General features: G+C 52.5%; 12 protein-coding genes. 4 read left to right on the top strand and 8 right to left on the bottom strand.

Annotation, left to right across the window (positions count from 1 at the left end; genetic code table 11):
• Positions 1-41 precede the first annotated feature (41 nt).
• From EL262_RS06885 to megL, 4 genes are all read left to right on the top strand, one after another.
• A complete protein-coding gene (locus EL262_RS06885) occupies positions 42-422 on the top strand; it encodes a TraR/DksA family transcriptional regulator (RefSeq protein WP_025838316.1) in 381 nt (126 codons plus the stop codon).
• Positions 423-449: 27 nt separating this feature from the next.
• Entirely contained in the window at positions 450-1,109 is a 660-nt protein-coding gene (locus tag EL262_RS06880) for a lipoprotein signal peptidase (protein WP_078735660.1), read from the top strand.
• On the top strand, positions 1,072-1,986 hold the full coding sequence (locus EL262_RS06875; RefSeq protein WP_126464391.1) for a DUF4296 domain-containing protein: 915 nt from the start codon (positions 1,072-1,074) through the stop codon (positions 1,984-1,986). Before EL262_RS06880 ends, EL262_RS06875 begins: the two co-directional genes overlap by 38 nt.
• A 72-nt stretch (positions 1,987-2,058) precedes the next feature.
• Positions 2,059-3,252 (top strand): methionine gamma-lyase, encoded by a 1,194-nt coding sequence (megL, locus tag EL262_RS06870; protein ID WP_078735662.1) that lies wholly within the window; start codon positions 2,059-2,061, stop codon positions 3,250-3,252.
• A 164-nt stretch (positions 3,253-3,416) separates the two neighbouring features.
• Here the strand turns inward: megL and EL262_RS06865 are convergent, their stop codons facing one another.
• The 8 genes from EL262_RS06865 to EL262_RS06830 all read right to left on the bottom strand — a co-directional run bounded on the left by EL262_RS06865 (position 3,417) and on the right by EL262_RS06830 (position 11,917).
• Positions 3,417-4,796, bottom strand: a complete 1,380-nt coding sequence (locus tag EL262_RS06865) for a hypothetical protein (RefSeq protein ID WP_126464390.1) — start codon at positions 4,794-4,796, stop codon at positions 3,417-3,419.
• 21 nt (positions 4,797-4,817) lie between these two features.
• Positions 4,818-6,263 (bottom strand): leucine-rich repeat protein, encoded by a 1,446-nt coding sequence (locus EL262_RS06860; RefSeq protein WP_078735664.1) that lies wholly within the window; start codon positions 6,261-6,263, stop codon positions 4,818-4,820.
• Between the two features lie 268 nt (positions 6,264-6,531).
• Complete coding sequence (locus EL262_RS06855; RefSeq protein ID WP_164715438.1) at positions 6,532-7,629, bottom strand: hypothetical protein; 1,098 nt, start codon at positions 7,627-7,629, stop codon at positions 6,532-6,534.
• Positions 7,553-7,903, bottom strand: coding sequence for a hypothetical protein (locus EL262_RS10115; RefSeq protein WP_078735666.1), 351 nt, complete (start codon positions 7,901-7,903; stop codon positions 7,553-7,555). The genes EL262_RS06855 and EL262_RS10115 overlap by 77 nt, the downstream gene beginning before the upstream one ends.
• 58 nt (positions 7,904-7,961) lie before the next feature.
• A complete protein-coding gene (locus tag EL262_RS06845; RefSeq protein ID WP_025838325.1) occupies positions 7,962-9,437 on the bottom strand; it encodes a phytoene desaturase family protein in 1,476 nt (491 codons plus the stop codon).
• Positions 9,434-10,177 (bottom strand): tetratricopeptide repeat protein, encoded by a 744-nt coding sequence (locus tag EL262_RS06840; protein WP_126464388.1) that lies wholly within the window; start codon positions 10,175-10,177, stop codon positions 9,434-9,436. Before EL262_RS06840 ends, EL262_RS06845 begins: the two co-directional genes overlap by 4 nt.
• 16 nt (positions 10,178-10,193) lie before the next feature.
• On the bottom strand, positions 10,194-11,303 hold the full coding sequence (locus EL262_RS06835; RefSeq protein ID WP_078735669.1) for a glycosyltransferase family 2 protein: 1,110 nt from the start codon (positions 11,301-11,303) through the stop codon (positions 10,194-10,196).
• Complete coding sequence (locus EL262_RS06830; RefSeq protein ID WP_025838332.1) at positions 11,300-11,917, bottom strand: lysophospholipid acyltransferase family protein; 618 nt, start codon at positions 11,915-11,917, stop codon at positions 11,300-11,302. The genes EL262_RS06835 and EL262_RS06830 overlap by 4 nt, the downstream gene beginning before the upstream one ends.
• Positions 11,918-11,920: the final 3 nt, after the last annotated feature.

Genomic DNA, 11,920 nt, shown 5'->3' with positions numbered 1-11,920 from the left:
CACCCCTTCGACCAAGTAGCAACAACAAAAACTACTATATTATCATGGAAAAAAACAGGTACACAGATGAGGAACTTGAAGAGTTCAGAGAGATCATCCTCAAGAAACTAAATAAGGCCAAGACGGACTACGACTTGCTCAGAGCCTCGATAGACAACTCTGACAGCAACGATGTGTCTGACACTTCGCCCACGTTCAAGACTCTTAACGAGAGTGCCAATCTCCTCTCCAAGCAAGAGTCCAGCCTCTTGGCTGAGCGTCAGCAGAAGTTTATCAAGAACCTCCAGGCTGCTCTCGTTCGTATAGAGAACAAGACTTATGGCATCTGCCGTGAGACAGGTAAGCTCATACCGAAGGAGCGTCTGCGTGCTGTACCTCATGCCACACTAAGTATTGAAGCAAAAGAGGGAGGGGCGAAGTAATCCCCCTCCTGCACTGACAAACATTATATGGATCAAACATCTACTATCCGCCGACGGGGAATGCTCGCAGGCGTCTTCATCGTCCTCTTACTTCTGATCGACCAGTGGCTCAAATATGTGGTGAAGACGAACATGATGCTGGGCGAGAGCATCCGGGTGACAGACTGGTTCTACATATACTTCATCGAAAATCCGGGCATGGCGTTCGGTTGGGAAGTCTTCAATAAGGCTTTCCTCTCCATCTTTCGCATCATTGCTTCGGGCTTTATCCTCTGGATGATCGCCAAGATCAGCAAGGGCGACTACGGTGTAGGCTTTCTGCTCTGTATCTCGGCCATCTTCGCCGGAGCGATAGGCAATATCATCGACTCGATCTTTTACGGCGTCATCTTCGACCACAGTATGGGGCAGGTGGCGACCCTCTTCCCCGAGTCGGGAGGCTATGCCGGCTGGTTGCACGGTAAGGTAGTGGATATGTTTTACTTCCCTCTCATCGAGGGGCGTTTCCCCGAATGGTTGCCTATATGGGGTGGGGATGAATTTATTTTCTTCCGCCCTGTATTCAACTTTGCGGATGCCTGCATCTCCGTAGGGGTCTTCGTGCTCATCCTTTTCTATACAAAATCCTTCGGGCGACTGCTCAACAGCATTGAGAAGAAGCCCTCTTCCGATCCTCAAGATGCGTAAACACCTCGTCTTCATACTTCTTGCGCTCACGATATTCATAGGAGGGTGTAATCTCAGACCTTCCAATGTCTTGTCACGCAACAAGATGATAGATGTCACGACGGATGTGCTCTTGGTGCAGGCTTATGTCCAGGATCGTTACCTCCCCGACAGTACCGTGAAGTTGCTCTACGAGGGTGTCTTTGCGCAGCACGATATCACGAGAGCCGACTACGACTCTTCCCTCGTGTGGTATGGGATGAACACCGAGAAGTTCGCCTCCGTGTATGAGGAGATCCAACGCCGAGCCATCAAGCAGCGCGATCTCTTGGACTCTCTTTACAACGACTCGATACAAGAGGTGCGCATCCGTTATATCCAAGCCGAAGACCTTTGGGATCACAGCCAACACCGTATCCTCATCCCTCGTGATGAGAACTATTTTGTGTACAAGAGGTTCGTCACAGCCTCCGACACCATTGCCGGTAAGGATACCATCAAGTGGAGCATGGACTTCCTGCCTCAGTTGTACAAAGGCGAGGAACTCATCCTCTCCATGTACATCCACGAGGATGGTAAGAAGCACGCCTACTACCGCAACGCAGACACGATCCGACAACCACTGCGTTCGCACGAACTATCATTTGTCCTGCCCGACAGCCTTCCCTCCACATACAAGATGCACTTCCGCCTCTCCTACTTCAGAGGAGACAGCATCAGACGTGTATTCCCTCTTCTTTTGGATAGGATAAGGCTCTATCGCAGCCAATATGTCGTACCGACCGAAACACCCTCTGATACCATCCCCACACCGTCCACGGACTCTCTCGACCTCTCCGATCCCGTAGATGCAGATCTCGAAGTGAGGCAAGAGTATCCCGACTCCATCACCGAGTAGAGAGAGTTGGGGGCAAGATCAAGGGGCTGACTATAAAATCAATTCACTATTTCAAAAACACAGCAAACTACAATGACAGCCAACAACAAAAAGCACGGACCGGACACCCTTGCCATCCATGGTGCTTCGCACGACAAGAATCCATTCGGAGCACTCGCTTCGCCCATCTATCAGACCTCCACATTCGCATTCGACACTGCCGAACAAGGAGGTGCACGCTTTGCCCTCGAAGAGGCCGGTTACATCTACTCACGCCTCGGCAATCCTACCTGTACCAAAGTCGAAGAGAAGGTCGCCCTCCTCGAAGGAGCCGAAGCTGCCATCTCTTGTGCGTCCGGTATCGGAGCCATCACTTCTGCCGTCTGGGTACTCGTCGAGCAAGGCGACCACATCATTGCACACAAGACCCTCTATGGCTGTACGTTTGCCTACTTTACGCACGGTCTGTCACGTTATGGAGTGACCGTGGACTTTGTCGACATGACCAAGCCCGAAGAGGTCGCAAAGGCCATGCGTCCGAATACGAAGATCGTTTACTTCGAAAGCCCCTCGAACCCCAACATGGAGATGATCGACATCGAAGCCGTCGCTGAGATCGCTCACCGCCAGGAAGGTGTCACCGTCATGATGGACAACACCTACTGCACACCATACCTCTGCCGTCCGCTCGAACACGGAGCCGATGTCGTCGTCCACTCTGCGACGAAGTACCTCAACGGTCATGGGGACGTCATCGCAGGCTTTGTTGTCGGTTCGGCCGAGTACATCACCCAAGTACGTCTCATCGGAGTCAAGGATCTCACCGGTGCATCTCTGAGCCCATTCGATGCCTATCTCATCGAACGAGGGCTCAAGACCCTCGCCATCCGCATGGAGAAGCACTGTGCCAACGCCATGGAGGTTGCAAAGTTCCTCGAAAGCCACCCACGTGTCAAGTCCATCAGTTATCCCGGTCTCGACTCTTTCCCATACAGAGACTTGGCAAAGAAGTACATGAAGCTTCCCGGAGGTATGATTTGTTTTGAACTCGACGGAGGTTTCGAAGCCGGTAAGAAGTTTATCAACGACTGTAAGCTCTGTACCATCGCTGTCAGTCTCGGTGATGCAGAGTCGCTCATCCAGCATCCTGCGAGCATGACTCACTCTCCATATACTCCCGAAGAGAGAGCCATGGCAGGCATTTCCGACGGCATGATCCGCCTCTCTGTCGGGCTCGAATGTCCCGAAGACATCATCGAAGACCTACGCCAAGCCTTGGAGGCATAACGAAAACTCATCCTGAGACAATACATAAGCAGAGGGAGTGTCAAAATCGAAATTTTGACACTCCCTCGCTTTTTTACCTATATGGATGTCCGGTAATACTGAATCTGTCCTTGCCTCACTCATTTTTTTTCTAAAGGAGATGAGGATTTGTGGAAGATAGGGGCTTACAGATCTATCTCCACGCGGCTTGAGTAGATGCGTTTGGGGTCTCCATAGAGGGCGATGCTTTCGGCTATTGCTCCACGTGTCGCTCGCACCCTTCGGTCGTGGACCGTCTTGCCGTTGAGGCGGACGACGACCGGTTTGTCTCGCTCTATGCGGTCGATGAATAGGGCTATCTTACCCGATATGTTGCCCTTCAACATCTGAGTCTTGATGTCGTAGGTGTTGCCCTCCTTGTGTACCTCAAACATCATTTTGTCCGTCCGATCCGAAGTCTTCAAGCCTCTGAAGTCGATGAAATACACCCCATCTGAGAAGCGTCCGTGGATGTCATCGTAGTCGGGAGCGATGTTGGCATAGAGGTAAGAGATCCGATCGGGGTTCGCCTTGCGCCTTTGCTCCATCATCCAAGGAAAGCCCTCGAAGTAGTTGATGCTGTGCCCACGCCCTTTCTGTATCCTTACGAGATGCGGATATTCGTTCGGGTAAGCGGCATGGAGCTCTTTCATCCTGTCATCCCAGTGATAAGCATACGTATTTCGGGCGTATCCGAAGTCATTCTCTCCGACCTCCATCCGGAAGGGTAGGTGGCGTAGATTGACCTCTGCCCCATTGAGCTCTTCGGCAGCTGCGAGCACGCCTATGCTGCTGAAGTAGTCGGGCATGAACATCCCCATGCGGAGGATGCCGTAGCCCCCCTCGGAGATGCCGATGACATGGATGCGTTCCGGGTCGATGTTGCCACTCAGCATACCCAGCTTGATCACCTTCTTGAATATATGTACTTGTGGGGCAAAGTACCAACGCCCCTTACGGTCATCCGACATCCGGGGGACGACGAAGTACGACGGGTCTTCGGGGTATCGGGTGCGACAGAATGCTTGATGGATGCGCCACTCATCTTCGTTGATGGTCGAAGTCCAAGGGCCGGGCTCGTTCGGATAGCGTCCACCGCCATGGAGGTGAATGATCAGCGGATAGCCTGTCGCAGGCTTCTTCGCTCTGGGGACACAGAGCACTTTCATCTGTTCGTCCTGAGGGAGAGAGAGCTGTATGAGTCGCTCAGACCCTTCAAATCCTATTTCGCCCAAAGCCTTCTCATTTGCTTTGTGCCAAAGGCTCCAAAAGACCTCTTTGACCTCTTCGGACTCATGCTCCTCGATGACCTCTCTGTGCATCTGAGCAGGAGCGAAGTCCGGCTTCTCTGCGTCACTCTGAGCCACAAAGTAGCTCAATACCTTGTCTTGACTCAAAAACTGATCTTTGCTGATCGGAGGCTCTTCGACCGGTACTATCGGACTGCTGCCCTCATCTCCACAAGCAGAGATGAGAGCAGCGGTCAGGATAGTCCCCAAGAGCCGTATAGGGCTGTGGGATGGCATTGTGATGTATCTATGATTTTATCAGTATTCGACGAAGTATTTTGAGTGCTCGGGCTTGAATCCAGTCCATGCCTTGATGTACTCCGATACAGATCCCTTTGGGACATGGATCTTGAGCTTGTCCCAGTTCACGCGATCGAATGGGGAGGCTTCGTAGGTGGGAGGTACGGCATGGCCAAATTTGAGTTCGGTCAACGCCGAGCAAGATGCAAAAGCATCCTCTCCCAGCGTACGCACCTTCCCCTTGAGGAAGATCTTCTTCATCTTGAGACAAGTGTTGAAGCAAGAGGTAGGGATGAGGATGACCTTCTCGGGGATTTCGATCTCTTCGAGGGCTACACAAGCGTGAAAAGTACTCTCTTCCATGCTTTCAAGCGTAGCAGGCAGAGTCACTTTTTTGAGTTTCTGAGCAAATGCGAAAGCACCGCTACCGAGACGCTTGACGGAGCCTGGAGCGAGGACTACCTCCTCGATGTTGCTATAGCCAAGCCATCCCTTGCCGATGAAGTCCAGCTTCTTTGGCATGAGCACCTTCTTGATTGTTTTATTGTCCTTGAGGAAGTTGTCATTGTAGTCGACATCGAGGACAGCATCGGTGAGATTGAGCTCGACGAGCTTAGGCATCTTGGCTTTCATGAAGTCGAAGTCCCCCTGCTTGAGGGTCGTCCCCTTGACGGTGAGGTACTTGATCTCTGCTGCTTCTTCGGGCTTGAGGGTCTCCGAGAGAGGTGTCGTCTTGTCGTAAGTCATCTCACCCAGCTTTTTTGCTGTGTTGGCATCGCCTTTGAGGGGGATGAAGGCATAGCGGAAGCGTACATCACCGAGTCTGCGTCCGGAGTCTTTGGTGCCTGCGATGTCGATGAACTGGAGCTTGACATACTCATTGCCATTTGCGAGGCGGACGATGTAGACGAAGTTCCTTGAAGTCATTATCGGAGGCATCTGATTCATCTTGATGTCGAGCCACTTCGTGGCGATGAAGAGGGGGTTGAAGCTTGTGGTGTACGATGGTGGGGGCATCACTGTACCTTTCTTGTCGGTCTGAAGGAGCATGACATTCTCGATCTCTTTGTCTTTGAGCCAGTTGGCAGCATCTGCCACATACTCTTCGGCACTCTTGACACCGTCGAAGTCTGTCGTCTCCACGAGGTAGACTTCACCCTTGCCTGCGCCACTCTCGCCACCATTGGTACGGCCGTTGCCACCGAGGAACGCAATATCCCATGCAGAAGACGTCTTGGCAGCCTCATTCTTGAGGTCCAACTGTTTGTTTTCCTTGAACGAGAAGTAGGAGAAGTATGTGCTGAACTTGTCGGCATTCTCCTTGAGTACTTGCTGGATCTGTACTTCTATGACACCTCCTTTTGGGGATTTGTTTTCAGGAGTCTTGCTTGAGTCTCCACAAGAAGAGACGATCACACCCATGAGCATGATGGCCAAGAGTGATTTCTTCATGTTCGATTTCATTGTTTGTTCTATGGTTTTAGTGATTATGTAAAACTGTACCGCAAAAGTACGGTCTTTCACTTTCTACTGAAATACCGCAAGCTTGGTATTTCTGACCACCCATATACCTACCTTGTAGCATAAAATACGTCACTCTTCGTCTCATCCTGATGGCTTGTGCATGGACTGCTCAGCCCTGAGTATGTCGAAACCCCACATCGGCGATCCGAAAGTTTTCGGATTGCCGATGTGGGGTTCGGTATGTACTGGTCTCGATCCGTATCTATGTTCAGAAACGGTTGTCCCGGTCGAAGAGCATCAACCTGACCAAGCCATCCTCGGAGAAGTACACGGTCATCTCGATGTGCACATCGTCACTGAGAGCTACCACAAGTCTCTCGTCATAGAAGTCGTCCTTGGGATAGAGCGTGACTCTCTCTTCGGCAAACCATCGCCTGAGGTAGGTCGCTACCCTCTCTTTGTCCCATTCGGGGACACCGATACAGATCCCTCCGAAGCCGAAGCCCTTGCGGTCTGTCAAGAACCTGTGAAGGGTAGGTGGGAGTGCCATGTCTGTCTTGTAAACTGCCCAGGTGACCGAGAAGTTGTCGTATTTGTAGGACAAGAACTGTGTGATCCCATGCTCAAGGTAAGTGTAATCGTACTCGCCGGAGAGGATCTTGCTCTCAAAGGCAGGTGCTCCCCACTTCTTGATACAAGTCTCAGGGTCTGACAAGTCTCCGAATTCCGCCATCAGACCCTCCGGAAAAGACCCTCCATGTGCCTCCACGAGAGCCTCAAAGGCCGATGCCTTTTCGCTTCTCTCTTCAACTGTCCGGTAAAGGAGATCCCCCTCCTTGCCGTGTAGTACCGGCTTGTCGAAGAAGTGCATTGCGGCATAGTCGATGAGGAATGCTTCCTCGTGAGGGATGAGGGTGACCTCGGTCAAAGTGGAGATCCGCTCATCATAATAGATATAGACGTCATAGGAGAGGCCCTCCTTATGCGTGATCTTGAGATCGTACAGAGACATCGTTTCCCCATTGCCTACTCCGAAGAGGGCATAATCATCCTCTTTGAGGGGGTAGATACCCTCCCACTTCTTTTTGTATTCCTGCTCCGCCACTTGATACTCCTCATCGGTCATGTCCGACGGACCATACACCGTCATTGCCTCCCCGAAAAACTCCAAAAAGCGAGGGCTCATCACCTTATCATAGTCGATCTTATCGATCACCACCTCGTGGTCGTCGTTGACGATGAGTCGTTCGATCCACTTGGCACCGGCCTCGATCTGTTCGGGCGTGATCTCATTCGTCTGTTGTTTCTTTCCCTCGCAAGACAGCAACATCAACAGTGTCACCGTCATCGTAATAAGTCTCTTCATCATACAATACTGTTAATGAGGTGATAAGTGATGTGATGACACGAGACCCACCCCAAAAAAAGCCCCCCATATCATCATTGTCGTTTTGCTCCTCAAATTTACACAAATTAGGAAATCTACCGCCCCTCCTGATACAATATCCGATGTCGTGGAGGGATCGTCCTATCTTTCGGAGTCTTTCGGCATAGGTGCCGAAGTGGGTGTCGAAGCCACAGGATGATGATTTCGGAAAAGTCCCGGGATCCTCCAAATCGAGTCTAACGACTTTCGTCATCGATCTTAACGACTTTCGTCATCGAGTCTAACGACTTTTTTTGATCGGTCGGAGACTTTTATTTAGAGCAGTCCTCGATGCGACGGCACGCCAGCTCGGCACTGATGACAGCCATGGGCAGGCCTGCACCGGGGATGGTCGATGCGCCCACGTAGAAGAGGTTGGCGAACTCCTCGTCGAAGTTGGCGGGACGGAAGCCTCCGATCTGTGTCATCTTGTGGGAGAGCCCCAGCCCGCTGCCTTGGTAGAGGTTGAACTCTCGCTCCCACTCTCGGGGGGTGTACACCGTGCGAGAGAGGATCATCGGGAGGATGTCCGTACCGATACGGTCGGAGAAGTCTCGGAGGATACTGTCCACGATCTCGTCTCTGTCGCTCCAGTCCTCCTTGTATCGGAGGTTGGGTACGGGACAGACGAAGAAGAGGCTCTCGCAGCCCTCAGGGGCGCAGGTGTCGTTGTGCTTGGAGATCACGTTGACGTAGTAGTACGGCTTCTGAAGGGTATCGGGATCCTTGAGGATGTTGTGGGCATACTCTTCGTAGTTGCCACCGAGGTAGTAGTTGTGCTGGTCGAGGGTGGGGAGCTTGCCCTTGATGCCGATGTAGAAGGTAAGGTAGCCCATCGTCCATTCTTTCTGAGCCAACTTCTTCTCACTGTATGCCTTCCTGCCGAGCACCCTTCCCCTGAATAGGGCGGCATCGGCATTGCACAAGAAAATGTCGGACTCATGGCGATGCCCCTCCTTGTCGATCACCGCTACAAGTCGATCGCCCTCAAAGGCATAGTCTGTGATCTCCGTACCGTACTCGAAGGTCGCACCGCTCTTCTTCAGCTCCGATACCAGTCCCCGGACGATCTCGTACATACCTCCCTTGACATTGTAGTATCCATCGTGGCAGAACTCAGTGTACGACAGCAGACTGTATATCGCCATCGTGTCGAATGGGGTGCGCCCGAGGAAGAACGCGACAAGTGAGATGATCTGTCGTGCCTCTTTGGAGGAGAAGTGCTCGTTGACGTGCTTCCAGAAGGTCTTGAGGAGGACGGGGATGTGGCGGGGATTGACTTGCATCAGGGTGGTGATGTAGTCGAAGAGGTTGTCGAAGTTGTTGCGGATGACGATGTCGAACGTGTCCTCAAAGAGGGCTCGCGACTTCTCCAGATAACGGGTCATCTTAGCTTCGAAATCGGGCTCTATCCCCTCAAACTGTGCCGACAGACGTTTTATGTCCTTGTAGAGGTGGTAGGTCTTCTCCTCCCCTCTGAAGTTGACGGAGTACAGCGGATCCAGCTCGACAAACTCAAAGGGCAGTGCCACACCACATCTGTCCATAAAGTCCTTGAAGACATAAGACATACTGAAGAAGCTGGGGCCGGTGTCGAAGGTGAAGCCGTCCTTTTGGATCTGATTGAGACGTCCGCCGGGCTTGGCGTTTTTCTCTATGAAGGAGACTTCGTAGCCTTTCTTGGAGAGGAGCAAGCCTGCGGAGAGTCCGCCTAAACCGGTCCCTATGATCGTTACTTTCTTTTTCATTTGAGGTTGTGTTTTTGTTTGAATTTGGGATATAGCTCGTCCCTGACCCACTTGAAGTCGGGGGCAGAGGTAAGTATCTTTTTGTAGTACTCGTCGGCACGTTTGATGTCGTCTATGCTCTCGAAGGTGGTGGCGATCTGTATCTGAAGAGAGAGGAGGTTCCAGTCCTTAGCCCTGCCCTCGGCCTTGAGAGTCGAGAGGAGCAGTCGTTCGGCGGCGAGGTAGTGGCGAAGGGCTTCTTGCTTGGAGCCCCCGAAGAGGGGTGGGCGGAAGAAGTCGATGTTGCCGAGCTGTATGTGACCGAGAGGGTTGTCGGGGTCAAGTTCGACAGACTTCCGTGCTGCGGCGATGCTCTTCTGTCCGAGGAAGGGGGCTTTGAGTTTGTTCAGCCCGACTTGAAAACCCCAATGTGCCGACATATATGCATAGAGGAGTGCAGGCTCGATCTGCTGTTGGGCAAGACGGTTCATCCGCTCCTCCATCCGCTTCATGTAGGCTTTGGCGAGAGCGTTCTTTCCGGCGCCGAGGCACCAGCCGATATAGCCGTATTCAAAGTTGAGGAGGTCGAGCTCTTGGGTCGAGGTCTTGTCTTTGGTGTCGTGCATCTTGTCGATGATACGTCTCCAAAGTCCCATGTCGCCCGATACATAAGCCTTGTAGATGCTGTCCTGATCCGACGCACGGAGGGATAGGGGCAGTGCCACGAGGTACATCAGGAGGAGGGAGAATAGACTTTTCATACGATGGCAGGGGATTTTAGAGGGTGCGACCTTTCCACTCGAAGGAGCGTTTGCGCTTGTTGAGCCAAGAGCGGAGGATGAAAGCACCGAGCATGAGCTGTTGAGGAATGATGAGCAGGACATTGAGCAGTGGGGACTGTCGAGCGGTCAGCGACACGAACAACCGTGACAGCACCACGGCTGCGACATAGCCCCATAGATAGACGGAGGGCAACGCATGCGCCACGGCTACGACACCGAAGGTCGTCAGCAACCAATACAACCCGGCGGAGAGGTAGGAGTTACCGCTCCCGAAGAAGTAGGTGACGTTCTTTGCAAAGCCGTTGATGGCACTTCTGAGGTCATTGTACATACGACAATAGATGCCTGCTTCGCCCGTGAGACAGGACACTTTGCGCTTTTGTCTTTTGAAGTATCGGGAGATCTCGATGTCTTCGGCCTTGCTATGGCGGTACGCTTCGTGTGGTCTGAGGGTGTCGTAGGTCGCACGGTGGAAGAGCATACATTGCCCATTGGCTGCCGAAAGGGAACTAAACCCCGACAGCCTCACGAGGGGTAAGGGTAGCAAGGTCAGCAGGATGATGTGCATATTCGGCACGGTCATCTGCTCTGCGAGAGTCTTCATCTCCTGAGTAGGGAAGAGGGAGAGGAGATCGACCTTCTTTCGCTTCATGTAAGAGAGTGCCCGATCGACAAATGCAGGCTGTACACGCACATCGGCATCGAGAAAGAGTAGGTAGTCGCCCTTGGCTTCTTGTGCCAGATGGTGGCATCCGTGGCTCTTGCCGACCCAGCCCTCGGGCAAGGAGGACGAGCGTATCAAGCGCAGACGAGGGTCTTCGAGAGCGTGCTTGAGCACGATCTCTGCTGTGTCGTCCTCCGACTGGTCATCGAAGACAATGATCTCTCCGATACTCTTATCGGGCATCTGCTTCAAGTCTGAGAGGATGTTGCCGATGTTTGTCGCTTCATTTCGGGCAGGTATGAGTATCGACACGCTCCCTTCGTCGGCATCTGTGACAAGGGGATGCTTGGGCAAGGACTCCCGAAAGAGGAAGTTTGCCAGCGACACCAAGAGCCTCAGCACCGCAAAGCCCACGACAACGTATGCGATATATTCGATCATCCCTCTATGTTTGTTTGTGTCCTAAGGCAGTCGGCATAGAAGTCGTTGTAGCCTCTCTCCAATCCTGCACGGCTCAGTGTCCCCCCAAAGTCTCGTATATACATCGTCACGGAGGGCTTTTTGTCTGCGAGATAATCGATCATGTTGGCGGAGAGGACGATGTGCAACTTGCTCTGACGCCCATCGACGAGACGCTCGATGCCTTTCTCAAAGACAAACTCCTTCCTGTACAAAGACTGCAAACGCCCTTGTGGATAGATGAGCACCATATTGCGCTCGTCGTCGAGCAGCTGCGATGTGTATGCCAATGTCTTGAGTACCTCCCGACTGCCTTTGTTTACCGAGAAGCCCCCGGTGCGGTTGAAGAAGCGATAGCGAAGGAGCTGGTCTTCTCTCATCATAAAATGAAACTTCCGCTTGAAGACCTTGTTCCTCAGGTGCATAGCCCAGAACCCATCCCACCACCCCACGTGGTTTGCGATGAGGAGTATCGGCAGTCCTCTGTCCTCGAAGTCTCCGACGATGCGTACCTTGCCGAAGTGTCGCCTCAGCAGGTATTCGGTATAATGTCTGAAGAAAGGGTAGACGATCGGGTGATGCTTGGCCTTGAGCATGGG

The sequence above is a fragment of the Porphyromonas cangingivalis genome (assembly GCF_900638305.1).
In the GTDB taxonomy this organism is placed as follows: Bacteria; Bacteroidota; Bacteroidia; order Bacteroidales; family Porphyromonadaceae; genus Porphyromonas_A; species Porphyromonas_A cangingivalis.
This window is presented reverse-complemented; position numbering and strand designations above follow the sequence as displayed.